The following is a 24,841-nucleotide window of genomic DNA, read 5'->3' on the forward strand; positions in this document are numbered from 1 at the left end:
ATGACATCACCGACCGAGCTGGCCGTCGTCGTCCTCGCCGCGGGTCAGGGGACGCGCATGCGCTCCCGCACCCCCAAGGTGCTGCACCCCCTCGGCGGTCGCCCGCTGGTCGGTCACGTGCTCGACACCGCGGCCTCCCTCGACCCGGCGCGCATCGTCGTGGTCGTGCGTCACGAGCGAGAGCTCGTCGCCGAGACCGTGTCGGAGCTCGCGCCCGGCGTCGTGATCGTCGACCAGGACGAGGTGCCCGGTACCGGTCGTGCGGTGGAGGTCGCCCTCGACGCGCTCGACGGATTCGAGGGCGATGTCCTCGTGCTCAGCGCCGACGTGCCGCTGCTCGAGACCGGAACGCTGACCGAGCTGCTCGCGACGCACCGCACGGGCGGCACCGCCGTCACCCTGCTCAGCGCTCGCGTCGACCAGCCGTTCGGCTACGGCCGGATCCTGCGCGACGAGGCCGACGGCGTGCGTCGGATCGTCGAGCAGAAAGACGCCTCGGCCGAGGAGGCCGCGGTCACCGAGATCAACGTCGGGGTGTACGTCTTCCAGGCGGCGCCGCTTCGCGCCCAGCTCGCGCAGGTGGGGACCGCCAACGCGCAGGGCGAGAAGTACCTCACCGACGTGGTCGGTCTGCTGCGCGACGCACAGTTGGGCGTCGCGGCATCCGTCACCTCCGACGCCTCGGCCGCCCTCGGAGTCAACGATCGCGTGCAGCTGTCCGAGGCCGGGCGCACGCTCAACGCCCGCACGGTGCGTCGCTGGCAGCTCGAGGGCGTCACCGTCGTCGATCCCGCTACGACCTGGATCGACGTGACCGCCACCCTGGCTCCCGACGTCACGATCCTCCCCAACACCCATGTGCGCGGGGCGACCGTCATCGCCTCGGGCGCCACGATCGGCCCCGACACGAGCCTGGTCGACTGCGAGGTGGGAGAGAACGCCACGATCACCCGCACCGACGGCACCCTCGCCGTCGTCGAGGCCGGGGCCACCGTCGGCCCGTTCGCCTACCTCCGCGCGAACGCCCGGGTGGGCGTGAACGGCAAGGTCGGCACCTTCGTCGAGGTGAAGAACTCCTCGATCGGCGAGGGCAGCAAGGTGCCGCACCTCTCGTACATCGGCGACACGGAGATCGGCCGCGGGGTCAACCTCGGCGCCGGCGCCATCACCGCCAACTACGACGACGTCGCCAAGCACCGCACGGTGATCGGCGACGAGGTGCACAGCGGGTCGCACAACGTCTTCGTCGCGCCGGTTACGATTGGAGCGGGTGCCAAAACGGGCGCCGGAGCGGTGATCCGCAAGGATGTCCCGGCCGGTGCGTTGGCGCTCAGCGTGGCACCCCAGCGCAACGTCGAGGGGTGGGTCGAGAAGAACCGACCGGGCACCAGAGCGGCCGACGTGGCCGCGCGGGCTCGGGCTGAACAGGAAGCGGCCGATGGCTCGTAAGAAGAATCGTGTAGACCTCGACCGCGACAACGGCATCGCCCCCGGGCTCGTCGCCAAGACCAAGAAGCGGCTCGTCGTCGCCTCGGGTCGTTCGCACCCCGATCTCGCGGCACAGGTCACGCAGCACCTGGGTACCGAGCTCGCCCCCACCGAGCACCGCACCTTCGCGTCGGGCGAGATCTACACCCGGTTCGAGGTGTCGATCCGCGGCTGCGACGTCTTCGTCATCCAGTCCTTCGGCCCTCCGGTCAACGAGTGGCTGATGGAGCTGCTCATCATGCTCGACGCCCTCAAGCGCGCCTCGGCCAAGCGCGTCACGGTCGTCGCCCCGTACTTCCCCTACTCGCGGCAGGACAAGAAGGGCCGCGGCCGCGAGCCGATCAGCGCCCGCCTCGTCGCCGACCTGCTCAAGACCGCCGGCGCCGACCGCATCATGAGCGTCGACCTGCACGCAGCACAGATCCAGGGCTTCTTCGACGGCCCGGTCGATCATCTCTTCGCCAAGCCCGTGCTGCTCGAGCACTTCGAGCAGGGCCTGTCGGCCGAAGACCGAGAGACCCTCACGGTCGTCTCGCCCGACATGGGTCGCGTCCGCGTCGCCGACACCTGGTCCGACAGCCTGGGGGCCCCGCTCGCGATCATCCACAAGCGTCGTGATCCTAAGGTCGCCAACCAGGTCTCGGTGCACGAGATCGTCGGCGACGTGAACGGGCGCACCTGCCTGCTCGTCGACGACATGATCGACACCGGCGGCACGATCCAGAAGGCCGCGCAGGCTCTCAAGGCCGCGGGCGCCCGCAAGGTCATCGTCGCCGCGACGCACGCGATCTTCAGCGACCCGGCGATCGAGCGCTTGCAGGACGCGGCGATCGACCAGGTCGTGGTCACCGACACCATCCCGATCGAGGCCGAACGCCGGTTCGAGCGCCTCACCGTGCTGCCGATCGCGCCGTTGCTGGCTCGCGCGATCCACGAGGTCTTCGAGGACGGCTCGGTCACGAGCATGTTCGGCGGCGACGCGTAGGCGTTCGCTGCTTCGATACTCAGCCACCTCCCCTCGGGGAGGTGGCTGAGTCGTTCTCGTGCCGGGCCGTCCTGCGGAGTCGTGTTGCACACGCCGCTCCGGGATGCCGCGGCACGGCGTGTCGCCGAAGACCTCCGACGGAGGGTACGGGCGGCTGCCGGCCCGCTCGCACGGCCGCGGCCGGGCCGTCGTGCGGAGTCGGGGTTCGACACGCCGGTTCTGGTGCCGCGAGCACGGCGTGTCAACCGCGAACTCCGCTCGGCGGCCCGGGTGCCCCCCACTGCCACCTCGCCCCAACCACCCACCACACATAGCTCGCACAAAAGAATGAACCGGTGAGCGGGCAAGGTCGTGTCCCTACCGTGAGCACGTACGCGCCGCGAGGCACGACCGAAGGAGGACCCTCATGATCCGCACCACAGCCGTACCCCGTCCCGTCCGCATCGGCACCGCTCTGCTGGGTGTCGCCGGCATCGCCACCCTCGCCGGGTGCGCGGGCGGCACCACGACCGGCGACGCCGCCCCCGCCGAAACCGCGGCCCCCGCCGCGAGCTCGGCTCCCACCACCTCGGGTGCCGCAGCCGGATCCACCGGCTCGGGCTCCTACAAGGACGGCGAGTACGAGGCCACGGGCCAGTACGCCACCCCCGAAAGCGTCGAGACCATCGACGTCACGCTCACGATCGCCGGCGACACGGTCACCGCGGTCACGGTCACGGGCGATCCGCAGGCCGCGGAGTCCAAGCGCTACCAGGGCGAGTTCATCGGCGGCATCCAGAGCGAGGTCGTGGGCAAGAAGCTCGACGAGATCTCGGTCAGCAAGGTCGCGGGCTCCTCGCTCACGAGCGGCGGTTTCAACAAGGCCGTCGACACGATCAAGTCCGAGGCCCAGGCCTGACAGCCATGAGCACTCCGATTGCGACGGGTTCGACCTGGACCTTCGACGCGATCGGCACGTCGTGGGCGATCGAGACGGCGGATCCGCTCTCCTCGATCGCCCGCGACGCGGTGTCGTCGGTCATCGAGCGCTTCGATCGGGAGTGGTCGCGATTTCGCGACGATTCGCTCGTATCCTCGCTCGCCGAGGGGCGCACGGCATCCGTTCCCGCCCCGGAGGACGCGGATGCCATGTTCTCGCTCTACCGAGAGCTCGACGCGGCGACCTCCGGCGCGGTCAACCCCCTCGTCGGCGATGCGCTCGCGCGCCTGGGCTACGACGCACGGCTGACCCTGGCTGCGTGGGGAGACCCGCAGCCGGCGCCGTCATGGCGCGACGTCCTCACCTGGGACGCCGACCGCGTGAGCGTCGCGACTCCCGCGACCATCGACGTCGGGGCCCTCGGCAAAGGGCGACTGGTCGACCTCGTGCTCGACACGCTGAGCGCCTTCGTCGAGGGCGACCGCGTCGTCGACGCCTCGGGAGATCTCGCCGTTCGCGGAACTCCCGTGCGCGTCGGGCTTGAGCACCCGTTCGACGCCACGCGCGCGATCGGCGTCGTCACCGTGACCGACGGGGCCCTCTGCGCCTCGGCGATCAACCGCCGCGCGTGGGGAGACGGGCTCCATCATGTGCTCGACGCCCGCACCGGCGCCCCCGTCCGCGCGTTCGCCGCGACGTGGGCTCTGGCCGGCACGGCCATGCGCGCCGACGCCCTGGCCACGGCGCTGTTCTTCGACGGCGGCCCGGAGCTTGCGGCATCCTGGAACGCGAACTGGGTGCGCATGCGCACCGACGGCCGTGTCGAATGGTCGCCCGGCTTCTCGGGCGAGATCTTCTCCTGACTCCCATCTTTCGAAGGGTTCCCTCTCATGAGCACCACGCTCGCCGCCGGTTCGACCCGGGTCCTCGCACTCATCGGACGCGTCTCGATGTACCGGCTCGTCATGGCGTCGCTCGGCCTTCTCGCCGTGATCGCGCTCGTCCTGTCGTTCGCCGGCCTGGTCGTGCCGCAGCCGCTGGCGATCGTCGCGAGCGCCGTGGTACTCGCCGCCGCGTGCGCCCTCACCGATGTCGTGGCGCAGAGTGCGCTCCGGATGCCACGTCGTGTGGAATCCTCGCTGATCACGGCCGGAATCCTGCTGTTCGTCCTGCGCCCCACGATCGAGCCGTTGGGCTTGGCCGGTCTCGCTCTCGCCGGGGTGGTGGCATCCGCGTCGAAGTACCTGCTCGCCTGGCGGGGCAGGCACATCTTCAACCCCGCGGCCACGGGGGCGGCGGTGTTGACGATCGTGAGCATCTGGGCGCCCGATCTCGGCTCCTCGGCCTGGTGGATCGGCTCGCCGTGGCTCGCGGGTCCGGTGCTGGTGCTGGGTGTTCTGCTGCTGTTGCGCACCGACAAGCTGCCGATCGTCGTGGTCTTCTGGGTGGTCGCGATGGCCGTCGCCTTCTTCCGCACGAGCGTGCAGTTCCAGGCCGCGGGCTTCCCCGTCGACGTGCCGAGCGTGCTGCTGCAGGTGGCGTTCTCGTCGCCCTTCCTCTTCCTCGGGGCGTTCATGCTGTCCGAGCCGCTGACCCTTCCTCCGCGTCGCGTCCAGCAGTACCTGGTCGCGATCCTGGTCGGCGTCCTCGCGGGTTGGCCGCTGCCGTTGGGCGAGATCACGCTCGGCCAGGAGCGCGCTCTTCTCATCGGCAACCTGCTCGCGTTCCTGTTCTGCCTGCGCGCGGCCGTCCGTCTGCGGGTCGACCGTCGCCGCGATGTGACGCCCACGGTGCGCGAGCTGTCGTTCCATGCCGCCCGCCCCTTCTCGTTCCACCCCGGGCAGTACCTCGAGCTCGACGTGCCGCACCGCCGCCCCGATGCCCGCGGCACGCGGCGGGAGTTCTCGATCGTCTCGGCGCCGGAGGACCTGCCCGAGGTGCGCATCGCGTTCAAGGACGGCTCGCAGTCGTCGTACAAGCGAGCGCTGGCGACGGTCGAGCCGGGCTCGACCCTCGCCGTCACCGGCGTCTGGGGCGACTTCGTGCTGCCCTCGCGCCCGACCTCCCCGGTGCTCCTGGTCGCCGCCGGCATCGGCGTGACCCCGTTCGTCTCGCAGCTGCGTCACCTCGTGGCGACGAATCAGGACCGCGACGTCGTTCTCGTGTACGTGGTGTCGGAGGCATCCGAACTCGCCTTCCGCGACGAGATCTCCGCCAGCGGCATCCCGGTGGTGGTGTTCTCGCGCGATGAGCCGCTCGACCTCCCCGCGGGTTGGGTGTGGGCGGGACCCGATCGCGTGGATGCCGAGGCGCTGCTGCGCTCTGTTCCCGATATCGCGCAGCGAGCGGCGTACGTCTCGGGCCCGCCGCGGCTCATCTCGGCCCTCGCCCCCGCGCTCGCGAAGGCGAAGTCGCTGACCACGGACGCGTTCGCCGGGTACTGAATCCTCGCCGTGACCCTCGTCCTCAGCGGCTGCTCGGCCGACAGCGGGAGAGACGACGTCGCAGGCTACGTCGAGGCAGCGATCGCCGAGATGCGCGACGGCATCCACGCCGACACGGACGCGTTCCGGGATGCCGTGGCTCGAGTCGAACCCGAGCTGAAGGCGAAATCGACGATAACGGAGACTCACCGGGGGCTGGGCGAGTTGGTGGTCGTGGCGGGCGGGGTGCACTCGTGGCTGCAGACGCCCGCGGATGTCGCCTCCATTGCGGCGCAGAACGCCCCGGCGGCATCCTTCCCCGTGCCGACGGTCTCGACGCGCGACGGCATCAGCATCCTGTTGCTGCCCGGGTTCCAGGGGGAGGAGCCCGAAGCGATCGAACAGTATGAGTCAGCGGGCCTGCAGGCGATGCGGGCCGCCGCCGCTGCGACGACCTGCGGCTGGATCGTCGACCTGCGCACGAACGGCGGGGGCAATGCGTGGCCCATGCTCGCGGTGGTCGCGCCGCTGCTCGACGACGGAGACGTCGTCGGACTCGAGCGAGACGGGCAGGTGCAGTGGGCACGTGTGGCCGACGGCGGTGTCGTCTCGACGCCCGGGGGAGACGACACCTCGTCTCCCGGGGGATTCACCGTCGACACCCCAGTGGCGCTGCTCACGTCGGGGATGACGAACAGCGCCGCCGAGATCGTGGCCATCGCCTTCGCCGGTCAGGCCGATGCCCTGCGGGTCGGCAAACCGACGGCGGGAATGACGACCGGTAACCAGGTCCGAGATCTCAGCGACGGCGCCCGCCTCATCCTCACCACCAGCTACGACGTCGACCGCACCGGTCGGGTCTACGACGGTCCGCTCGCGCCCGACATCGAGGCGGCTCCCGGCCCCGACCTCGAGGCCGCGCGGGCGGCGGTCAGGTCCCGCTGCGCCTGACCGCCGGCATCCGGGATCTCAGACCGGATCCGCGGGCTTCGCGGGGAGACGCACCTCGAACGTCGTGTCACCGGGGCTGCTCTTCACGTTGATGGTGCCGCGGTGGGCGTCGACGATCGCGCGGGCGATCGAGAGGCCGAGGCCCGTGCCGCCGGTCTTGCGGTCGCGGGAACGGTCGGCGCGAGCGAATCGCTCGAACAACTGGGAGGCGACCGACGGGTCGATGCCGGGTCCGTTGTCGTGCACGCGCAACACGGCCTCGGCTCCCTCGTGGGCGACGGAGACGTTCACGATGCTTCCGGCCGGCGTGTGCGTGCGCGCGTTGGCGAGCAGGTTCGCCACCACCTGGTGCAGGCGCGCGGCGTCTCCGGCGAGTTCGACGGGGGTGTCGGGAACGTCGATCGTCCACGAATGGTCGGGACCGGCGGGGCGCGCATCGCCGACGGCCTCGACGGCCAGACGCGTGAGGTCGACCGAGCCGTAGACGAGCTCTTGGCCCTCGTCGAGGCGCGCGAGAAGAAGCAGGTCCTCGACGAGCGTGGTCATGCGCAGCGACTGCGCCTGAATGCGCTCGAGCGACTGCTCGGTGGTCTCGACGGCCAGGGCGATGCGTTGGCGACTTTCGTCGTCCTGCGCCTGACGCATGGCGCGCAGCGACAGCTCAGAGAAACCGCGAATGGATGCCAGGGGCGTCCGCAGTTCGTGGCTGGCGTCGGCCACGAACCGGCGCATGAGTTCCTCGTTGCGCTGGCGCGCGCTGAGCGAGGCGTCGACGCGGTCGAGCAGGGTGTTGAGGGCGGTTCCCACTTGCCCGATCTCGGTGTGCTCGTCGACCTGATCCGCCGGGACGCGCTCGGTGATCGACACGTCTCCCTGATCCATGCGGATCGACGCGACGCGCGTGGCGGTCTCGGCGACCGCGCGCAAGGGGCGCAGCCCCAGACGGATGACGATCGCGATGATCACGGCGAGCAGCAGCAGGCCTCCGGTGGTGACGAGCGCGACGGTGGTGAGGATGGCACCGATCGTGCTGGTCACGCTCGACAGGGGGAGACCCACGAGGAAGACGCTGTCGCTTCCGGGCGTCGGGAACGCTCGGACGAGGTACTCGCCGAGATTCGGCAGGTCGACCGTCTGAGCGGTGGGGTCGGATGCGGCGGCCTGGAGGCTGTCGGCGATGCGACCGAGGTCGTCGGTCGTGAGCGCGCGCACGCCGTTGTCGCCGACGACAGCTCCGGTGATCCCGGCACCGCGCGAGTTCATCACGAGAAGCGTGCCGGAGTCGAAGAACCCCGACTCCAGGACCTGCTCCGCCGAACTCTGGAACGCCGCCCGCGGCTGTATGGAGGCAGCCGCTTCGTCCACCTGGGCGCCGAGGTTCACGTAGAGAACCTGGCTGAGGATCGCACTGGTCGAGATGCCGATCATCACGAGGATGAACGCGACCATGCCGATGACGGCCGTCATCAGACGCGCCTGCAGCGTCCACGGGCGACGGAGCCTCGTCGACAGGGGCTCCCGCTTCGGCCTCGGCGCCGGTGTGCCGGTGTCGGCGTCTGCGGGGCGGTCGGTCTCCCAGACCTCGGACGGGGGAGCGGGGGGCGCTGGTCTCGGCGGAATACTCACTGAGGCGCTTTGATCATGTACCCGACACCGCGCACGGTGTGGATGAGCGGGTCGTTTCCGGCGTCGATCTTCTTGCGCAGGTACGAGATGTAGAGCTCGACGACGCTGGAGCGACCGCCGAAGTCGTAGTTCCAGACGCGGTCGAGGATCTGCGCCTTCGACACCACGCGACGCTGGTTGCGCATGAGGAAGCGCAGGAGCTCGAACTCGGTCGCGGTCAGCTCGATCTCCTTGCCGCCGCGGATGACCTCGTGGCTGTCCTCGTTCAGCGAGAGGTCGCCGACGCGCAGGATCGGCTCGGAGTCGCGCGTGAGGGCGGTGCCGGCGCGACGCATGAGGCCTCGCAGGCGCGCCACGACCTCTTCGAGGCTGAAGGGCTTGGTGACGTAGTCGTCGCCACCGGCCGTGAGCCCCGCGACGCGGTCGGCCACGGCGTCCTTCGCCGTCAGGAACAGCACGGGCACGTCGTTGCCCGAGTGCCGCAGGCGCTGCAGCACTGCCATGCCGTCGAGGTCGGGCATCATGATGTCGAGCACCATGGCATCCGGCTCGAAGTCGCGCGCGGACTGCAGGGCGTCGAAGCCCGATCCGGCGGTCTTCACGTCCCAGCCCTCCATGCGCAGGGCCATCGACAGCAGGTCGGTGAGCATCTGCTCGTCGTCGACGACGAGGACGCGCAGGGCGCTCCCGTCGGGGCGGGTGAAGGTGGGGGCGGCGGCGGTCGCGGTCATAGAACTCATTGTGCTCTCGTATCTATGAGCTTTCTATGGCGAGCCTTATGGGAATCCTGGGAACGGGAGACCCGACGGCTGAGAACGAGCCCGTGCCGACCCCGACCGCGGCACCCGGGGTGTTCGCGACGACGTCGCGGACGTCCGCGACGCGCCTGGGCGGCCTTAGACGCACGAGGCGGCGACGAGCCATGCTCGCCGCCGCCTCGTCAAGACAGCTCTCAGTGGGTGTCTTCGGCTTCGATCTCGGTGCGGTCGCCCGACCACAGGGTGTGGAAGGTGCCCTCCTTGTCGATGCGACGGTAGGTGTGCGCACCGAAGAAGTCGCGCTGGCCCTGGATCAGGGCGGCGGGCAGGCGCTCGGCACGCAGACCGTCGTAGTACGCCAGCGACGAGCTGAACGCGGGCGCGGGGATGCCGCTCGCCGCCGACAGCGACACGATGTGGCGCCATGCGTCCTGCGCCCGGCCGAGGGCCTCGACGAAGTACGGGGCGGTCAGCAGCACGGGCAGCTCGGCCTCGGCGTCGTAGGCCTCGGCGATGCGGTTGAGGAACTGCGCACGGATGATGCATCCGCCGCGCCAGATCTTCGACACCGCGCCCAGGTCGATGTTCCAGTCGTACTGGGCGGCACCGGCGCGGATCTCGTCGAAGCCCTGCGAGTAGGCGACGATCTTCGAGGCGTAGAGCGCGAGGCGCACCTGCTCGATGAAGGCGTCGGCATCTTCGCCCGAGAGCACGTCGGTGCCCGAGGGGCCGGGGAGCTCGCGCGAGACCTCGCGCTGCTCGGGGTGGCTCGACAGCGACCGGGCGAACGTGGCCTCGGCGATGCCCGAGACGGGGACGCCCAGGTCGAGGGCCGTCTGCACGGTCCACGCGCCGGTGCCCTTGGCGCCGGCCTGGTCGAGGATGACATCAACGAGGGGCTTGCCCGTGTCGGCGTCGGTCTGGCGCAGCACCTCGGCGGTGATCTCGATGAGGTACGACTCCAGCTCGCCGCGGTTCCACTCGGCGAACACGTCCGCGATCTCGGCCGGGCTCTTGCCCGTGGCGCGGCGGATGAGGTCGTAGGCCTCGGCGATCAGCTGCATGTCGGCGTACTCGATGCCGTTGTGCACCATCTTCACGAAGTGACCGGCGCCATCGTGGCCGACGTGCGTCACGCAGGGCTCGCCCTCGGCGACCGCGGCGATCGACTTCAGGATCGGGCCCAGCGTGGCCCATGCCTCGTCGGAACCACCGGGCATGATCGAGGGGCCGCGCAGGGCACCCTCTTCGCCGCCCGAGACGCCCATTCCGACGAAGTTGATGCCGGTGTCGCGCACGGCCTTCTCACGGCGAATGGTGTCGGTGAACAGCGCGTTGCCGCCGTCGACGATGATGTCGCCCGGTTCGAAGACCTTCACCAGCTCGTCGATGACGAAGTCGGTGGGGCGGCCGGCCTTGACCATGATGATCGCGGTGCGCGGCTTCGCCAGCGACGCGGCGAAGTCCTCGTACGAGAACGAGGCGACGAAGTTGGCCTCGGGGTGCTGCTCGAGAACGTGCTCGGTCTTGTCCTTGCTGCGGTTGAAGATGGCGACCGTGTTGCCCTCGCGGCTGGCGAGGTTGCGGGCGAGGTTCGAGCCCATCACGGCCAAGCCGACGACGCCGATGTTGGCGCGGCCGTCGCCCTCGCCCTGGGGGCGTGAGTCGGCGTCGGCGGTGGGACGGTCCACCTCTTCGATGCCGGGCGCACCCTCGTGCACCTGTGCGGCCTGATGCGGGGACTGGTCCTGGTCGGTCGAGGGGCCGGTCGGGGAGGCGTGGGACGTCATGGGTGCTCCGTCTTCAGGTGCGAGGGGTGTGGGCAGGCTCACGTGGGCCGCCTCCGCCACTTTATCGGCTCGGCCCGCGCGTGTTTCAGGACGGGGTGTGCGTGAGCTGGAGACGCTCGACGACCTCTCGCACCTGCTCCTGGGGAGTGAGGTCGAGGTCGATGCGGATCGCGCGCTCATCGGCATCCGGGATCTCCAGGGTCTCGAACTGCGAGGTCAGCAGCGACGGCGGCATGTAGTGGCCCTGTCGACGCAGCAGGCGTTCGAGCACGAGCTTCGGGTCGCCCATCAGCAGGACGAAGGTCACATCGTCGCGGCGCAGTACGTCGCGGTAGGTGCGCTTGAGGGCCGAGCACGTGATGACGCCGGGGCGTCCGGCGGCGATCTGGCCGTCGATCCAGCCGGCGACGCGATCGAGCCACGGCCATCGGTCATCGTCGTCGAGGGCGTGACCGGATGCCATCTTGGCGACGTTCTCCGCGGGGTGCAGGTCGTCGCCCTCCTGGAAGTCCCAGCCGAGGCGACCGGCGAGCATGCCGGCGACGGTGGACTTGCCGGTGCCGGCGGGACCCATGAAGACGAGGACGGGGTGGGACGTCATGATTCTCTCTTCCTCTCCCATCAGACGAACACGCTGATCGCGAGAACGCCGGCCAGGCCCATGACCGAGATCACGCACTCCAGCACGCTCCATGTTTTCAGTGTCTGCGGGATGTTCAAGCCGAAGTACTCCTTGATGAGCCAGAAGCCGGCATCGTTCACGTGGCTCAGGAACACCGAGCCCGCGCCGATCGCGAGCACCAGCAACGCCGTCATGGGGGCGTCGAGCGTCTCGGTGAGCGGCTGCAGGATGCCGGCGGCGGTGATCGTGGCGACGGTGGCCGATCCGGTCGCGACGCGGATGACCACGGCGACCAGCCAGGCCAGCAGCAGCACGGAGACACTGGAGCCCGCGACGAGATCGGCGATCACTTTGCCGATGCCGGTGTCGACGAGCACCTGCTTGAACCCGCCGCCCGCGCCGACGATGAGGAGGATGCCGGCGATGGGCCCGAGAGAGGAGCCGACGACGCTCGTCAGCTTGGCGCGGTCGAAGCCGGCGCCCCGGCCGAGCACGACGAAGCCGACGAGCACGGCCAGCAGCAGCGCGATGATCGGCAGGCCGAGGAAGTCGATGACCACCTTCCACGGGGCGGTCGAGCCGGGCGCGACGATGTCGGCGACGGCCTTCAGCAGCATGAGGAACACGGGCAGGAGGATGCTCGCGAGCGTCGCCGCGAACGACGGGCGCCGAGCGGGCTCTTCGCCCTTCTCCTCGGCCGAGACGAACAGCTCGGGCACGGGAACGGGGGCCCAGCGGGCGGCGATCGGGGCGAACAACGGGCCGGCGACGATGACCGCGGGGATCGCGACGATCACGCCGAACGCGAGGGTCAGGCCGAGGTTGGCGTCCAGTGCGTCGATGGCGGCGAGCGGCCCCGGGTGCGGGGGCACGAGGCCGTGCATCGCGGAGAGGCCCGCGAGGGTCGGGATGGCGATCTTCATCAGCGAGACGCCCGAGCGTCGGGCCACGAGGATGATGACGGGGACCAGCAGTACGAGACCGACCTCGAAGAACATCGGCAGGCCGATGATCGCTCCGATCAACCCCATGACCCAGGGGAGTGAGCGCGGGGTCGCGCGGGCGACGAGGGTGTCGACGATGCGGTCGGCACCGCCCGAGTCGGCGAGCAGCTTGCCGAAGATCGCACCGAGGGCGATGAGGATGCCGACGCCGCCCATGGTCGAGCCGAAGCCGCCGGTGAAGCTGGTCACCGAGGTGGCGATGGGCATGCCGGCGATGACGCCCGTCGTGAACCCGCCGATGGTCAGGGCGAGGAAGGGGTGCAGCTTGCCCCACGTGATGAGCACCACGATGAGGGCGATGCCGATGAGGGCGGCGGTGATCAACTGCCCGGCGGGGGCGGTGGTCGTGGACTCCGCGGCGGTGAGCACCAGCGTGGAGGGGTGGGGGGAGAGGGCCATGAGCGTCCTTGATCCGGCGAGCGGCAGCGATGCCGTGGGTGTTGGTGCAGTGGGTATTTGTCGTACATAAAACCACAGGATGCGGAGTTGTGCACGACGAATGCGTCCGTCGGAACGCATCGCGTCTGTCATCATCGAGAAATGACGTTGGACCGTCCCGCCGTGTCGACGCTGCACGACGCCCTCGTCGACCGCCTGGGATCGGCGATCGTCGACGGGGAGCTGGGCGCCGGCTCGCGCCTGATCACGGCGGAGCTCTCGCCCGGATCGTCGCGCGGAGCGGGCCGTGAGGCCGTGCGCGTTCTGCAGTCGCTCGGGCTCGTGCGGGTGCGTCGAAAGACGGGTGTCGAGGTGCTTCCGTCGACGCAGTGGAACGTCTACGCGCCCGAGATCATCGCCTGGCGCCTCGCCGGTCCGGGCCGGCGCGCCCAGTTACGCGAGCTCAGCGAGCTCCGCGGTGCGATCGAACCGCTCGCTGCGCGTGCCGCGGCGACCCACGCCACCGACGAGCAGCGCCAGGTGCTGGTGGCCTCGGTGATGGAGATGGCGCGCACCGAGCACGACGCGGACGGTGCCGAGTACCTCGCGGCCGACATCCGCTTCCATCGCACGGTGCTCGCGGCATCCGGAAACACGATGTTCGCCGCCCTCGGTGCGGTCGTCGAATCGGTGCTGGTGGGGCGGACGCGACACGAGCTCATGCCGCACGACGCCAACCCGCACGCCGTGCGGTGGCACCAAGACGTGGCCTTCGCCGTCGCGGCCGGTCGCGCCGACGACGCCGTGCAGGCGATGCACCTCATCGTGCGCGAGGCGGGGGATGCGATGGCCTCCGCGGTGAGCGCGGAGTAAGGCCTCGGCGGATCCGTTGCGCGCCGGGGACGAGTGTGTCGTGGTGAGCTCGTCGCTCGCGGTCGCTCCGGCGCTCGCCGATGTCAGTCCGTGTGGGTGGGGGCAGAGCTGCGCTCCGCCGTGAAGCGGCGGGTGACGGCGATGTCGCGGCCGCCCAGGCCCCGCTCGACGATCTCGTCGAAGGCGGCTCGCAGGGCCGGCAGCAGCGCGGGCCGCGTGTCGGTGGACGCGGCGATGTCGGCCGCGAAGCGCAGGTCCTTCACCATGTACTCCGCGATGCCACTGGGGGAGTCGTCGCCCGTGACGAGGCGCTCGCGACGGCTCTCGAGCAGGCGTGATCCGGCGTACCCGCCACCCAGAAGCTCCCACAAGGTCGCGGGGTCGACGCCGGAACGCGCGGCGAGCTCGGTCGCCTCCCCGAGCGCGAGGATCGTCGAGGCGACGACGAGTTGGTTGCAGGCTTTCGCCACCTGCCCGGCGCCGAGGGGGCCGAGGCGCACGGGCGTTCCGCACGGAGCCAGAAGTGCGGCGGCCCGGTCGGTGTCGACGGGGGAGCCGCCGAGCATGATGGACAGTCGCCCGGCTTTCGCGCCGTCCTCGCCGCCAGAGACGGGGCAGTCGACCACCCGGATGCCGTCGGGGAGGCGGTCCGACAGCTCCCGCACGCCCACGGGCGACGAGGTCGAGCCGATCATGACGAGAAAATCGCGGTCGCCGATGCCTGCCAGCAGCCCGTCGGGCCCGTCGAGGTGCTCCTCGAGCTGCGGAAGGTCGGGCAGCATCACGAGCACGGCGTCGGTGTGGACAGCGAGCTCACGGGCCGTCTCGGCCCACTGCGCGCCGGCCTCGATGAGCGCCGGGCGTCGCCGACGCGCGTGGACGGTCAGGGAGCCGCGGGCGGCGAGCAGGTGGTGCGCCATCGGTGCCCCCATTGCCCCGAGGCCCCATACCCCGAGTCGGACGGTGGCGGGGGTGGTCTCGTCGTCGAGAGGTGTCATGCACGGCATCCTATCGACTGGACAACAGGTTGAACAGGGTTCACTATGGTGAACGTATACCGAGGGGTCGAGCGGCTCGCGGTGCCCGCGATCGCGGCGAAGGGATGGACGAAGATGTCGACGCACAAGAGCCTACGCGCGGTGGTCGCCGTTCCGCTGGCGGAGGAGCACTGCCGGCTCATCGAGCGGCTGGAGCCGCGTCTCGAGCTGGTGCGCGATGCCGCTCTCACGCGCCCCATGCGCGGCCCCGCCGACTGGTCGGGTGACCCGGCCCACGTGCGCACCGACGCCGAGCAGCGCGCCTTCGAGGCGATGATCGACTCGGCCGAGGCGCTCTTCGGCATTCCCGACGTCGAGCCGGCCGCGCTCTCGCGCACGGTCGCGGCCAACCCGGGGCTGCGGTGGGTCATGACGACGGCCGCCGGTGGCGGCGGGCAGGTGAAGGCGGCAGCCCTCGACGACACGGCCCTCGAGCGCGTCGTGTTCACCACGAGTGCGGGCGTGCACGGCGGACCGCTCGCGGAGTTCGCGGTGTTCGGAGTGCTCGCGGGGGCCAAGGGCCTGCCGCGCCTGCGGGCAGACCAGGATGCGCGCGTCTGGTCCGATCGCTGGGAGATGCGCCAGATCGACGAGATGACCGTGCTCGTCGTGGGGCTCGGCGGCATCGGCGCCGAATGCGCTCGCCGCTTCCACGCTCTGGGCGCCGAGGTGTGGGGCACGACCCGCTCGGGCGCGCCCGTCGAGGGGGTCGACCGCCTCGTACCGCTCGACGATCTCGCCGAGGCCGTCGGGCAGGTGGATGCCATCGTCGTGACGCTCCCCGGGACCGATCAGACGCACCACCTCATCGGCGCGGACATGTTCGCCGCCGTCCGTCCGGGGGTCGTCCTCGCCAGCGTCGGGCGCGGCAGCGTGATCGACGAGAGCGCTCTGCTCGCGGCCCTCGACGATGGCCGGGTCGGTTTCGCGGCGCTCGACGTGTTCGAGGTCGAGCCGCTGCCCGTCGACTCGCCGCTGTGGGGGCACCCTCGCGTTCTCGTGAGCCCGCACACGGCCGCGCTGAGCAGCAGGGAAGAGGAGAGGATCGCCCGTCGCTTCGCCGAGAACGCCACGCGCCTGATCGATGGACAGCCGTTGCGCGCGGTTGTCGATACGGTCGAGTTCTACTGATCGAGACCATCGAGGGGAGCCGGCATGACCGACGACGACGACGGCCGGCTCGCACGGGATCCCGCCCCGGCGGTGGGACGCAGTATTCGCCTGCTCGGGCTTCTGGCCGAGGCCGAGCGTGCGCTCACCCTGACCGAGCTGGCATCGGGGCTGGGGCTGGCGAAGTCGTCGACCGCCAACCTGTGCCTCTCGCTCGAGGCGGAGCGCATGATCGAACGCGTCCCGCTCGGCTATCGCCTCGGCATCCGCACCGCCGAGCTTGGCGGAGCTTTCGCGGCGCAGTTCAACCAGGTGCGCGAGTTCTACGCCGTCTGCGAGTCGTCGCCCGTGCTGGTGCGCGAGCTCGTGCAGGTGGCGGTGCTCGATGACGCCGACTCGCTCTACCTCGCCCGGTACGAGGGCTCGCGCTCGGTGCGTCTGGGCACGCCCCTAGGATCTCGACTTCCCGCCGCCCTGTCGGCGACGGGGCGCGCGCTGCTCATGACGCGCGACGACGCTACCGTGCGGAATCTGCTCGCGCGTCGAGGTCCGCTGCCCGCGCTGACGGCGCACAGCACGGTCGATGTCGAGGGCATTCTCGTGAAGCTGGCGGTCGCTCGCGAGCGCGGATGGGCCATCGACGAGGAGGAGTCGTTCCGCGGAATCGTCGGGGTGGCCGTGCCCCTCGAGGGGTGGGCGCCGGGCGATCCGCAGTTGGCCCTGGGTGTCGGCATCCCCGTTCTGGATGCCACGCCCGAGCGCATCACGCGCGTCGGAGAGGCGCTGCGCGGGGCCGCGTCGGCGCTGACGAATCCGTTCAGCGCGGCACCGCGCCCCTGAGTGCGCTGATCTCGCCCCTCCGCGGAGGGGTATTCGTCGCGCCTCCTGATCGATGGAGTGGAAACGGGCTCAACGAATTGTGTTCAACATATTGAACTCAGTTCAGAGGGTTGATACAGTCCCGGTGTCGGGAGACCCCAGCCGATCAAAGGAGATGGCCGTGACCACTGCACCCACCGCACCGCCCGTGCCGCAGGACGACCCCGAGTACGCCGCCAATCTGCGGAGGGCGACGCTCGCCTCCAGCATCGGCAGCGCGCTCGAGTACTTCGACTTCGCGCTCTACGGGCTGTCGACGGCGCTGATCTTCAACGTCCTGTTCTTCTCGCAAGACAACCCGGCCCTGGCCACGGTCGCCGCTTTCGCGACCTACGGCGTCGGCTTCCTGGCACGTCCCTTCGGCGGGCTCTTCTTCGGCGTGCTCGGCGACAAGCTCGGCCGTAAGTGGGTCCTCGTCATCACGATCGTGCTGATGGGCGGGGCATCCACCGCCATCGGCCTCCTGCCCACGTACGAGGCCGTCGGCATCCTCGCTCCGATCCTGCTCGTGGTCATGCGACTGCTGCAGGGCTTCGGCGCCGGCGCCGAGCAGGCGGGGGCCACGGTCCTCATGGCCGAATACGCCCCCGTCAAGCGCCGCGGATTCTTCTCGGCCCTGCCCTTCATCGGCATCCAGGCCGGAACGCTGCTCGCGGCCGTCGTGTTCAGCCTCATCTCGCTGCTGCCCGAAGACCAGCTGCTCAGCTGGGGCTGGCGCGTGCCATTCCTCGCCTCGTTCGTGCTGATCCTCCTCGCGCTGTTCATCCGCATGCGCCTGCGCGAGACGCCGACCTTCATCGAGCTCGAGAAGAGCGAGCAGATTGCCGAGCGGCCCGTGCGCGACATCTTCACGCGGGGTCTGCCCGGAGTCATCGTCGGTATCGGGCTCCGCATGGCCGAGAACGGCGGCTCCTACATGTTCAACACCCTCGCGCTGACCTTCTTCGTCGCGTCGGTGGGGGGACAGGCCGACCGCAGCCTCCTCACCTGGGGGGTCACCCTCGGTTCGCTGATCGGCATCTTCTCGGTGCCGCTGACGGGCGCCCTGTCCGACCGGATGGGTCGTCGCACGGTGTACCGCGCGGGCGCGGTGTTCATGCTGCTGTTCACCTTCCCCGCTTGGTGGCTGATCTCGCTCGGGAGCTACCCGATCACGATCGCCGTCGTCGCGATCGGTATCGGCGTCGCCGTCAACTCCATGCTCGGACCCCAGTGCGCGATGCTTCCCGAGCTGTTCGGCAACCGCCACCGTTACCTCGGCGTCGCGATGGCGCGAGAGATCTCGGCGGTGCTCGCCGGCGGCCTCGCGGGTGTGCTGGGCGCCTACATCATCGCCGTCAGCGGCGCGAACTGGCTGCTGCTGGCGATCTACATGGCCACTCTCGCCCTGATCACCACGGCGTCCACCTTCCTCGTCCCCGAGACGCTGCGCCGCGACCTCACGCGCACCGACGACGCGATCAAGGTGTCTCGCGAAGAGGCCGGCGAGGGCGTGGACGCCACGACCGTCACCGTGCGGACGATCCGATGACGGCCGCGTTCGACCTGACCGGGCGGCTGGCCCTGGTCACCGGTTCCAGCCGCGGCATCGGCCGGGCCCTCGCGCAGGGCCTCGCCGAGGCGGGGGCCACGACGCTCGTGCACGGACGGGATGCCGAGACCGCCGGACGCGCGGCGGAGGAGATCTCCGCGTCGACCGGGGTGGCCGCTCACGCGGTGACCTTCGATGTGGGGGAGTCCGCCGCTGTCGACGAGGGCGTCTCTCTCATCGAGCATCGCTACGGCGTGCCCGACATCGTCGTGAACAACGCCGGCATCCAGCGGCGCGCGCCGATCGCGGAGTTCGCCGACACCGACTGGGACGACCTGGTGCGCACGAACCTCTCGAGCGCGTTCTACGTCTCACGACGTGTGGCCGGCGGCATGATCTCGCGCGGATCGGGCAAGCTCGTGCAGATCGGCAGCGTCCAGTCGCAGCTGGCCCGCCCTTCCATCGCGGCGTACGGCGCGACGAAGGGAGCGATCGCGATGCTCACGAAAGGCCTGTGCGCCGATCTCGCGCCGCACGGCATCCAGGCCAACGCCATCGCACCCGGGTACTTCGCCACGGAGCTGACCCGGGCACTCGTCGACGACGAGAAGTTCTCCGCGTGGGTGCGCTCGCGCACGCCCGCGGGGCGGTGGGGGAACACCGGCGACCTGGTGGGGGCGCTGGTGTTCCTCTCGAGCTCGGCGAGCGACTTCGTCAACGGCCAGACGATCTTCGTCGACGGCGGCATGACGGCGGTGGTCTGATGCGCATCGCTCGCGTCGAGACCCCCGCCGGGGTGCGCACGGTCCGTCTCGCCGACGACGGGTCGTGGATCCCGATCACTGATCCGTACGCGGCGTTCGCGGACGGCCGCCGCCCCGCCGACGAGGGCGACCCGGTCGCGGGACGTCTGTTGGCTCCGTGCGAGCCGATCGTGGTCGTCGGCATCGCGCAGAATGGCCCCGATCATGCCGCTCCCGTGCAGGCATGGCTGAAGAGTCCCCGCACCGTCACCGGGTCGGACGCGTCGGTGGCGCTCCGGCGCGACGCGGGCACCACGGTCGCCGAAGCCGAGATCGCCGTCGTCATCGGTCGCGACACCACCGGGCTGACGGCGGCGAACGCCCACGAGTACGTGCTCGGCATGACCGCCGTCAACGACCTGTCGAGCCCCGACCGGTCGGTCCTCGATCCGCGCAACTTCGAGTCCAAGGCGGGCGCGGGCTACACACCGCTCGGGCCGTGGATCGACACCGGGTTCTCGCTCGATGCCGATCTGGCTCTGGAGCTCATCGTCGACGACGAGCCGGTCCGGCAGACCTCCGCCGCGCGTCTGCCGGTCTCGCTGAGGGACTGTCTGGCCTACGTCGCCGGGTGGAACGTCCTCGGCCCGGGCGACGTCATCATGATGGGGGCACCGTTCTCCGCCGCACCGATCCACCCGGGTGCGCGGGTCGACGTCGTCGTCGCCGATGTGCGCCTTCGCACCGCAACCTTCTGAGGAGAACCGTGACCAATCTCGCCGTGGTGGCCCACGCCGCCGACGACCTCCGCATCGACGACATCGGTGAGCCGACCCCGGATGCCGATGAGGCCGTCGTCGCCGTCTCATTCGGGGGCGTCTGCGGCTCCGACCTGCACTACTGGCGACACGGGGCTGCGGGAGCATCGATCCTGCGGGAGCCGCTCGTCCTGGGCCATGAGCTGTCGGGGGTGGTGGTGCGCGCCGCCGCCGACGGAAGCGGGCCCGCCGAGGGCACGCCGGTGGCCGTGCACCCGCTGACTCCCCGCGACGACGGTGCGACGCCGTGGCCGCGGGAGCGCCCGAACCTCGCGCCGGCCTCGACCTACCTGGGCTCGGCCATGCACCTCCCGCACACGCAGGGCGGGTTCGCCGAGCGTGTCGCGCTCCCCACGCGCATGCTCTTCCCTCTGCCGGCGGGGCTCGATCTCGCCACGGCCGTGCTTGCGGAGCCCGCGGCGGTCGCGTGGCACGCCGTCGAACGCGCCGGAACGGTCGCGGGCCGACGCGTCGCGGTCATCGGGTCGGGTCCCATCGGCCTGCTCGCCGTGGCCGCGGCTCGCCACCACGGTGCCGGCGAGGTCGTCGCCACTGATCTGCACGAGCTTCCGCGCCGTCTGGCAGCGGCACGTGGGGCACGTACCCTCGACGCGCGCGACGCGGCGGCGATCGAGGCCCTGCACGCCGACGTCGTGATCGAGTCGAGCGGCACCGTCCCCGGACTCGCTGCGGCGGTCGCGGCGGCGCGGCGCGGCGGGACGGTCGTTCTGCTCGGGCTTCAGGCGGCGGGCGCGGTAGCGGCGCCGCTCGCGACGGCGATCACACGGGAGCTGACGCTGACCGGGTCGTTCCGTTTCGCCGGCGAGTTCGGCGAGGTGCTGGCGGCGCTTGCCGACGGGTCACTCGCCGTGGAAGGCATCGTGACGCACGTGGCGCCCGTCGCTCACGCCCTCGACGCCTTCGCGACGGCGGCGGACGCTTCGCGATCGTCGAAGGTCGTGCTCTCGTTCGGCGGAAACAACTGAACGACCCGTCACGCTCCCCGGAGGCGGGGGTGACGGCGATCGAGCTCGTCCTCACGAACCGGTCCGCATAAGGGTCGGCACGGCCCGGCGACCGCGGAGCGGCTCCGCCGGGGGCAAGCTGCGGTTCCGGGCGTCAGTGCTTCTTGTAGTTCGTGGTGCGGCCCATCGAGAACAGGGCGCCGACGGTGCCGAGCAGGCCGAATGCGGCGATGCCGCCGATGACCCAGAGCACGACGTGAGAGAAGAAGCCGCTGTCCATGATGATCCTCCGGGTGGGTTGTGGCCGTTCGATCCTACCGTCGCTCCGCGGGCGGTCCTGCGCGCGCCCCGGCGGCGGGGTCGTGGTGCGGCCCCGCGCGCTGGTAGACTTCCGGGGAACTTCGGCGAGGGATGCCACCTCGTACGCCGTACGGCGCGCTGGGCATCCGTGATCGACGCAGTGATGCAGGCTCCCGGCTTTCCTCACGCGCTCGCGTTCGAGTCGAATCCAGACCACACAGGTGCGGACCTTGTCCGCTCACAAGCTGCGGGACACGAGCCCGCGAGGAGAACATCATGTCGGAAGACAACAAGGTCGTCGTAGAACTGCGCGAGAACTTCGGCAAGGGCTTCGCCCGTCGCCTCCGCGCCGCGGGCAAGATCCCCGCCGTCATCTACGGTCACGGCACCGAGCCCCAGCACGTCGCGCTGCCCGGTCACCAGACCGCGCTGCTGATCCGTCGCGCCAACGCGCTGCTCGACCTCGACATCGCGGGCAAGAGCCAGCTCGTCCTCGTCAAGGATGTCCAGAAGGACCCCGTGCGCCAGATCATCGAGCACATCGACCTCATCGTGGTGAACAAGGGCGAGAAGGTCCAGGTCGACGTTCCCGTCGTCATCACCGGCGAGCCCTTCTCTGGCACCATCGCCATGCTCGACGCCACGTCGGTCTCGCTCGAGGTCGAGGCCACTCACATCCCGCAGAACGTCGAGGTCGATGTCGAGGGCGCCGAGGACGGCACCCAGATCACCGCCGCCGACCTGAAGCTGCCCCAGGGCGCGACCCTCGTCACCGAGCCCGAGACCCTCATCGTGGGTGTCTCGATCCCGCTCGACACGATCGCCGCCGACGAAGAGATCGCCGAGGCCGATGCCGAGGTCGCCGGGGAGCAGTCCGAAGAGGCCGAGACGGCCGAACAGGGCGACGACAAGTAATTCCCGAGGGCCGTTCACCGGTCCGACGACGACGAGGGGGCGCGGATTCGCGTCCCCTCGTTCGTTTCCCCGCGCGGCGCACCGCGTCGTCGCGTATGGTCCCCACCCGGACCCGGAAGGATGGATGCCATGGCAGACACCTGGCTCATCGTGGGTCTCGGCAACCCCGGCCCGCGCTACGAGGCGACGAGGCACAACATCGGTCAGATGGTCATCGATGAACTCGCCGCCCGTCGCCGCGAAGCGTTCCGCGCGCACAAGGCCAACGCGCGAGTGGTCGAGACCTGGCTGCGGCCGGGAGCGGCGAAGCTCGTGCTGGCCAAGCCCAACAGTTTCATGAACGTCTCCGGCGGCCCGGCCGCCGGCCTCGCCCGGTTCTACGACATCGGTCCCGAGCGGATCGTCGTCGTGCACGACGAACTCGATATCCCCTACGACACCATCAAGCTCAAGACCGGCGGCGGTCACGGTGGTCACAACGGCGTCCGTGACATCGCGAAAGCGCTCGGCACGCCCGACTTCCCCCGGGTGCGGGTCGGAATCGGTCGACCGGTCGGCCGGCAAGATCCCGCGGACTGGGTGCTCGACCCCTTCAGTGCCGCCGAGCGTCAGACCCTGCCCATCCTGGTCTCGGATGCCGCGGATGCCGTGGAACTGTTGACCGACGAGGGCCTCGTCGCCGCGCAGCAGCGCTTCCACGCTCCGCGCGCCTGAGCGAAGGGCTCATACCGAGCCGGTGACCGGTGTGGTCGGGGTCGCGAGCGTGGTGGCCGTCCCCTCCGGGTGAAGAATGTGACGATACGGTCCTGTCGCCGCGAGTCCTAGCGGGAGGAGCGCGGCGTCGAGAGCGGCCCAGGTGTCCCCGAGGTCGACGGGCCGTTGTGCGAGTCGAACGCTCGCCGCGCGGGGCGCTCCCGGGATCGTGACCACGTCTGTTCGGGCCGCCTCGCAGACGGCGGTCACGGCGATCACCCGGGGGTCCGTCGTCCCGTCGTAGACGAGGGCGACCTCCGCCCCTGCCGGTGCGGCCATCCGATCGAGCACCGCGCGCACCGCCGCGGGAATCTCCGACTCGTGCGCCACGGACGTCCGCAGGCCCGGGCCCGTGAGCGGGGGGAGCGCTTGCAGCGTCAGCGTCGTCGCGATGTCGTGGTGCCCGCGGTCGAGCGAGGCGATCCTGCTGTCCAGACGGCGCAGGGCGGCGTTGTCGCGGGCGATGCTGGCGGAAAGCGTCGATCGCCTCGCATCGAGGACTGCGCGCAGCTTCGCGTGGTCCGTCCGTGAGTCGAGCAGGACGCGGATCTCGTCGAGTCCGAAGCCGTTGGCACGGAGGGCGACGATGGTCAGCACGCGTCCTTCCTGCGCGGGGTCGTAGGAGCGGCGTCCGGTTGCCGGATCGACGTCTGCGGGAGGCAGAAGGCCGGTGGCTTCCCAGTGGCGCAGCATGCGTGGCGTCGTACCCGTTTGCCGAGCGAGTTCACCGATCGAGACCATGACGACAGTCCACACCCTGCCACGGTGTCAGGGGCAACACCGAGACGGCGAGCGGCCCCGGTCGGGAGCAACCGGGGCCGTTCACACCGAGGGTCAGCTCATGTCGAGACGCCGATCGCCGCGCCTGCGGCCAGGGCGATTCCGACCACGATGCCGCCGAGCACAGACAGTACGACTGCGCCGATGCCCCACCCACGACCGCGACTCTTGATCGCCGCGACGATGCCCTGGACGAAGCCCCATAGGCCGAGAACGGCGTACACGGCGAAGGCGACGACGGTCAGGATGCCGAAGAGCGCGGCAGCCTGCTGGACCTCCGGTGGGAGGGCGTTCGGGTCGACCCGCTGACCGGCGTCGGCGTAGGGCGCGAGGGCCGCGCTCTGCATGCCGGCGATGAGAGCGATGATCGAGCCGCCGACCACGCCGACCAGCGAGGCGACGAAAGCGCCGAGCCCGAGCTTGTTTCCGCCCTTGGGGTTCGCAGATGCCGGGGGGACGTAGGCAGGAGACGCGGGGGCGGGCACTCCTGCGGGGGTGGCGCGGTAGGCGTCGTTGCGCGCGACGGGCTGCTGGTAGGGCTCGGGGGGCGGCGGTGTCGTGCTCACGGAGTGCTCCTCTGGTCTTCGATGGGCGAACAGGCCCTGTCCCGAAGTCTAGGAACCGACTGGCGGGGGATCGCGGGGGTGGACGGTCGCCGATTCGGCGCGATGTCGCCCACTGGGGCGAGGAGCAGTCCGCCCGGGGATCAGACCGACGAACCGCCGGAGGGGACGCTCGCCAGCCCTGCCACGATGGCGATGAGCGTGAGCCCGCCGAAGATCGCGGGTCCCAGAACCGCGATGACGAGCCCGGCGATTCCGGCGCCCCGCCCGGACCGCCGCACGATGGCGACGATACCGAGCACGAGCGCCGTGAGACCGATCACGGTTCCCGACCAGAAAGCGACCTCGCCCACCAGCACCAGATCGCGGACGGGGGAGAGGACGCGCCAGTCGAAGCCGTTCGACGACATGGTGCCCAGCGCGGGGGCTGCCCCGCGCGCCGATCGGAACGCCGCGAATCCTCCGACGGCGGATGCCAACACCGCCGCGACGACCGAGAGCGCGAGCGCCCAGGTTCCCAGGGGTCGACCGCGGCGCGTCGGCTCCGGGGGAGTGAGCAGCGTCCCGACCGGCGGCGCCGCGTGGGGGGCGGCGAAGACCGGACCGTTCGGAGCGCTCGGCGACGTCATG

At 70.4% G+C, this 24,841-nt stretch carries 25 protein-coding genes; 15 read left to right on the forward strand and 10 right to left on the reverse strand.

Going from position 1 to position 24,841, the window contains the following annotated elements:
- The 6 genes from glmU (at nucleotide 1) to QE454_RS10850 (ending at nucleotide 6,766) form a co-directional block, all read left to right on the forward strand.
- The gene (glmU, locus tag QE454_RS10825; protein WP_307455489.1) at nucleotides 1–1,449 is read left to right on the forward strand and encodes a bifunctional UDP-N-acetylglucosamine diphosphorylase/glucosamine-1-phosphate N-acetyltransferase GlmU; all 1,449 of its coding nucleotides are present in this window, start codon (nucleotides 1–3) and stop codon (nucleotides 1,447–1,449) included.
- Nucleotides 1,439–2,473, forward strand: coding sequence for a ribose-phosphate diphosphokinase (locus tag QE454_RS10830; RefSeq protein WP_210074077.1), 1,035 nt, complete (start codon nucleotides 1,439–1,441; stop codon nucleotides 2,471–2,473). Before glmU ends, QE454_RS10830 begins: the two co-directional genes overlap by 11 nt.
- Before the next feature lie 406 nt (nucleotides 2,474–2,879).
- Nucleotides 2,880–3,371, forward strand: a complete 492-nt coding sequence (locus QE454_RS10835; RefSeq protein ID WP_210074079.1) for a hypothetical protein — start codon at nucleotides 2,880–2,882, stop codon at nucleotides 3,369–3,371.
- 5 nt (nucleotides 3,372–3,376) lie between these two features.
- The gene (locus tag QE454_RS10840; RefSeq protein ID WP_307455486.1) at nucleotides 3,377–4,255 is read left to right on the forward strand and encodes an FAD:protein FMN transferase; all 879 of its coding nucleotides are present in this window, start codon (nucleotides 3,377–3,379) and stop codon (nucleotides 4,253–4,255) included.
- A 27-nt stretch (nucleotides 4,256–4,282) separates the two neighbouring features.
- Nucleotides 4,283–5,836, forward strand: a complete 1,554-nt coding sequence (locus tag QE454_RS10845) for an FAD-dependent oxidoreductase (RefSeq protein WP_307455485.1) — start codon at nucleotides 4,283–4,285, stop codon at nucleotides 5,834–5,836.
- A 9-nt stretch (nucleotides 5,837–5,845) separates the two neighbouring features.
- Nucleotides 5,846–6,766, forward strand: coding sequence for a S41 family peptidase (locus tag QE454_RS10850; RefSeq protein WP_307455483.1), 921 nt, complete (start codon nucleotides 5,846–5,848; stop codon nucleotides 6,764–6,766).
- An 18-nt stretch (nucleotides 6,767–6,784) separates the two neighbouring features.
- On the opposite strand, the gene QE454_RS10855 is transcribed toward QE454_RS10850, so the two are convergent.
- The 5 genes from QE454_RS10855 to QE454_RS10875 all read right to left on the reverse strand — a co-directional run bounded on the left by QE454_RS10855 (nucleotide 6,785) and on the right by QE454_RS10875 (nucleotide 12,965).
- A complete protein-coding gene (locus QE454_RS10855; RefSeq protein WP_307455481.1) occupies nucleotides 6,785–8,233 on the reverse strand; it encodes a cell wall metabolism sensor histidine kinase WalK in 1,449 nt (482 codons plus the stop codon).
- A 155-nt stretch (nucleotides 8,234–8,388) separates the two neighbouring features.
- Nucleotides 8,389–9,123, reverse strand: coding sequence for a response regulator transcription factor (locus tag QE454_RS10860; protein ID WP_056228637.1), 735 nt, complete (start codon nucleotides 9,121–9,123; stop codon nucleotides 8,389–8,391).
- A gap of 221 nt (nucleotides 9,124–9,344) precedes the next feature.
- On the reverse strand, nucleotides 9,345–10,940 hold the full coding sequence (gene gndA / locus QE454_RS10865; protein WP_210074086.1) for an NADP-dependent phosphogluconate dehydrogenase: 1,596 nt from the start codon (nucleotides 10,938–10,940) through the stop codon (nucleotides 9,345–9,347).
- Nucleotides 10,941–11,025: 85 nt separating this feature from the next.
- Nucleotides 11,026–11,541 carry a gluconokinase gene (locus QE454_RS10870; RefSeq protein WP_307455478.1) on the reverse strand — a complete coding sequence of 172 codons (516 nt, stop codon included), beginning with the start codon at nucleotides 11,539–11,541 and terminating at the stop codon, nucleotides 11,026–11,028.
- A gap of 20 nt (nucleotides 11,542–11,561) precedes the next feature.
- Nucleotides 11,562–12,965, reverse strand: a complete 1,404-nt coding sequence (locus QE454_RS10875; protein WP_307455477.1) for a GntP family permease — start codon at nucleotides 12,963–12,965, stop codon at nucleotides 11,562–11,564.
- 141 nt (nucleotides 12,966–13,106) lie between these two features.
- On the opposite strand from QE454_RS10875, the gene QE454_RS10880 reads away from it, so the two are divergent.
- A complete protein-coding gene (locus QE454_RS10880; RefSeq protein ID WP_210074092.1) occupies nucleotides 13,107–13,817 on the forward strand; it encodes a FadR/GntR family transcriptional regulator in 711 nt (236 codons plus the stop codon).
- An 83-nt stretch (nucleotides 13,818–13,900) separates the two neighbouring features.
- Here the strand turns inward: QE454_RS10880 and QE454_RS10885 are convergent, their stop codons facing one another.
- On the reverse strand, nucleotides 13,901–14,815 hold the full coding sequence (locus tag QE454_RS10885; RefSeq protein WP_210074094.1) for an NAD(P)-dependent oxidoreductase: 915 nt from the start codon (nucleotides 14,813–14,815) through the stop codon (nucleotides 13,901–13,903).
- A gap of 114 nt (nucleotides 14,816–14,929) precedes the next feature.
- On the opposite strand from QE454_RS10885, the gene QE454_RS10890 reads away from it, so the two are divergent.
- The 6 genes from QE454_RS10890 (at nucleotide 14,930) to QE454_RS10915 (ending at nucleotide 20,921) form a co-directional block, all read left to right on the forward strand.
- Nucleotides 14,930–15,985, forward strand: a complete 1,056-nt coding sequence (locus QE454_RS10890; RefSeq protein WP_267789326.1) for a D-2-hydroxyacid dehydrogenase — start codon at nucleotides 14,930–14,932, stop codon at nucleotides 15,983–15,985.
- A 24-nt stretch (nucleotides 15,986–16,009) separates the two neighbouring features.
- Complete coding sequence (locus QE454_RS10895) at nucleotides 16,010–16,804, forward strand: IclR family transcriptional regulator (RefSeq protein WP_307455473.1); 795 nt, start codon at nucleotides 16,010–16,012, stop codon at nucleotides 16,802–16,804.
- A 154-nt stretch (nucleotides 16,805–16,958) separates the two neighbouring features.
- Nucleotides 16,959–18,374 carry an MFS transporter gene (locus QE454_RS10900; RefSeq protein WP_307317572.1) on the forward strand — a complete coding sequence of 472 codons (1,416 nt, stop codon included), beginning with the start codon at nucleotides 16,959–16,961 and terminating at the stop codon, nucleotides 18,372–18,374.
- Nucleotides 18,371–19,138, forward strand: coding sequence for an SDR family oxidoreductase (locus QE454_RS10905; RefSeq protein ID WP_307455471.1), 768 nt, complete (start codon nucleotides 18,371–18,373; stop codon nucleotides 19,136–19,138). Before QE454_RS10900 ends, QE454_RS10905 begins: the two co-directional genes overlap by 4 nt.
- Nucleotides 19,138–19,875 (forward strand): fumarylacetoacetate hydrolase family protein, encoded by a 738-nt coding sequence (locus tag QE454_RS10910; RefSeq protein WP_307455469.1) that lies wholly within the window; start codon nucleotides 19,138–19,140, stop codon nucleotides 19,873–19,875. Before QE454_RS10905 ends, QE454_RS10910 begins: the two co-directional genes overlap by 1 nt.
- 8 nt (nucleotides 19,876–19,883) lie before the next feature.
- Nucleotides 19,884–20,921: a zinc-binding dehydrogenase gene (locus QE454_RS10915; RefSeq protein WP_307455467.1), complete on the forward strand. Its 1,038-nt coding sequence runs from the start codon at nucleotides 19,884–19,886 to the stop codon at nucleotides 20,919–20,921.
- A 133-nt stretch (nucleotides 20,922–21,054) separates the two neighbouring features.
- On the opposite strand, the gene QE454_RS10920 is transcribed toward QE454_RS10915, so the two are convergent.
- Nucleotides 21,055–21,180, reverse strand: a complete 126-nt coding sequence (locus QE454_RS10920) for a hypothetical protein (RefSeq protein WP_307317569.1) — start codon at nucleotides 21,178–21,180, stop codon at nucleotides 21,055–21,057.
- A 296-nt stretch (nucleotides 21,181–21,476) separates the two neighbouring features.
- Here QE454_RS10920 and QE454_RS10925 point away from each other — a divergent pair, with 296 nt between their 5' ends.
- Together QE454_RS10925 and pth are read left to right on the forward strand one after the other, a co-directional pair.
- Nucleotides 21,477–22,115 carry a 50S ribosomal protein L25/general stress protein Ctc gene (locus QE454_RS10925; protein ID WP_210074105.1) on the forward strand — a complete coding sequence of 213 codons (639 nt, stop codon included), beginning with the start codon at nucleotides 21,477–21,479 and terminating at the stop codon, nucleotides 22,113–22,115.
- 129 nt (nucleotides 22,116–22,244) lie between these two features.
- A complete protein-coding gene (gene pth / locus QE454_RS10930; protein WP_307455465.1) occupies nucleotides 22,245–22,829 on the forward strand; it encodes an aminoacyl-tRNA hydrolase in 585 nt (194 codons plus the stop codon).
- Nucleotides 22,830–22,838: 9 nt separating this feature from the next.
- On the opposite strand, the gene QE454_RS10935 is transcribed toward pth, so the two are convergent.
- The 3 genes from QE454_RS10935 to QE454_RS10945 all read right to left on the reverse strand — a co-directional run bounded on the left by QE454_RS10935 (nucleotide 22,839) and on the right by QE454_RS10945 (nucleotide 24,840).
- Nucleotides 22,839–23,609, reverse strand: coding sequence for a MerR family transcriptional regulator (locus QE454_RS10935; RefSeq protein WP_307461095.1), 771 nt, complete (start codon nucleotides 23,607–23,609; stop codon nucleotides 22,839–22,841).
- Nucleotides 23,610–23,707: 98 nt separating this feature from the next.
- Complete coding sequence (locus tag QE454_RS10940; protein WP_307455463.1) at nucleotides 23,708–24,214, reverse strand: hypothetical protein; 507 nt, start codon at nucleotides 24,212–24,214, stop codon at nucleotides 23,708–23,710.
- A gap of 140 nt (nucleotides 24,215–24,354) precedes the next feature.
- Entirely contained in the window at nucleotides 24,355–24,840 is a 486-nt protein-coding gene (locus QE454_RS10945; RefSeq protein WP_307455460.1) for a hypothetical protein, read from the reverse strand.
- Between the last annotated feature and the right edge of the window lies 1 nt (nucleotide 24,841).

The organism is Microbacterium sp. SORGH_AS_0454, from assembly GCF_031453395.1.
Classification (GTDB): domain Bacteria; phylum Actinomycetota; class Actinomycetes; order Actinomycetales; family Microbacteriaceae; genus Microbacterium.

Bases quoted from the DNA above. Each gene is read 5' to 3' on its own strand.
- QE454_RS10925 (WP_210074105.1), top strand. From the start codon at position 21,477: ATGTCGGAAGACAACAAGGTCGTCGTAGAACTGCGCGAGAACTTCGGC.
- pth (WP_307455465.1), top strand. From the start codon at position 22,245: ATGGCAGACACCTGGCTCATCGTGGGTCTCGGCAACCCCGGCCCGCGC.
- QE454_RS10885 (WP_210074094.1), bottom strand. From the start codon at position 14,815: ATGACACCTCTCGACGACGAGACCACCCCCGCCACCGTCCGACTCGGG.
- QE454_RS10900 (WP_307317572.1), top strand. From the start codon at position 16,959: ATGGCCGTGACCACTGCACCCACCGCACCGCCCGTGCCGCAGGACGAC.
- QE454_RS10910 (WP_307455469.1), top strand. From the start codon at position 19,138: ATGCGCATCGCTCGCGTCGAGACCCCCGCCGGGGTGCGCACGGTCCGT.
- QE454_RS10835 (WP_210074079.1), top strand. From the start codon at position 2,880: ATGATCCGCACCACAGCCGTACCCCGTCCCGTCCGCATCGGCACCGCT.
- glmU (WP_307455489.1), top strand. From the start codon at position 1: ATGACATCACCGACCGAGCTGGCCGTCGTCGTCCTCGCCGCGGGTCAG.
- QE454_RS10875 (WP_307455477.1), bottom strand. From the start codon at position 12,965: ATGGCCCTCTCCCCCCACCCCTCCACGCTGGTGCTCACCGCCGCGGAG.
- QE454_RS10855 (WP_307455481.1), bottom strand. From the start codon at position 8,233: ATGACGGCCGTCATCGGCATGGTCGCGTTCATCCTCGTGATGATCGGC.
- QE454_RS10845 (WP_307455485.1), top strand. From the start codon at position 4,283: ATGAGCACCACGCTCGCCGCCGGTTCGACCCGGGTCCTCGCACTCATC.
- QE454_RS10935 (WP_307461095.1), bottom strand. From the start codon at position 23,609: ATGGTCTCGATCGGTGAACTCGCTCGGCAAACGGGTACGACGCCACGC.
- QE454_RS10870 (WP_307455478.1), bottom strand. From the start codon at position 11,541: ATGACGTCCCACCCCGTCCTCGTCTTCATGGGTCCCGCCGGCACCGGC.
- QE454_RS10880 (WP_210074092.1), top strand. From the start codon at position 13,107: ATGACGTTGGACCGTCCCGCCGTGTCGACGCTGCACGACGCCCTCGTC.
- QE454_RS10905 (WP_307455471.1), top strand. From the start codon at position 18,371: ATGACGGCCGCGTTCGACCTGACCGGGCGGCTGGCCCTGGTCACCGGT.
- QE454_RS10895 (WP_307455473.1), top strand. From the start codon at position 16,010: ATGACCGACGACGACGACGGCCGGCTCGCACGGGATCCCGCCCCGGCG.
- QE454_RS10830 (WP_210074077.1), top strand. From the start codon at position 1,439: ATGGCTCGTAAGAAGAATCGTGTAGACCTCGACCGCGACAACGGCATC.
- QE454_RS10945 (WP_307455460.1), bottom strand. From the start codon at position 24,840: ATGACGTCGCCGAGCGCTCCGAACGGTCCGGTCTTCGCCGCCCCCCAC.
- QE454_RS10920 (WP_307317569.1), bottom strand. From the start codon at position 21,180: ATGGACAGCGGCTTCTTCTCTCACGTCGTGCTCTGGGTCATCGGCGGC.
- gndA (WP_210074086.1), bottom strand. From the start codon at position 10,940: ATGACGTCCCACGCCTCCCCGACCGGCCCCTCGACCGACCAGGACCAG.
- QE454_RS10890 (WP_267789326.1), top strand. From the start codon at position 14,930: ATGTCGACGCACAAGAGCCTACGCGCGGTGGTCGCCGTTCCGCTGGCG.
- QE454_RS10840 (WP_307455486.1), top strand. From the start codon at position 3,377: ATGAGCACTCCGATTGCGACGGGTTCGACCTGGACCTTCGACGCGATC.
- QE454_RS10860 (WP_056228637.1), bottom strand. From the start codon at position 9,123: ATGACCGCGACCGCCGCCGCCCCCACCTTCACCCGCCCCGACGGGAGC.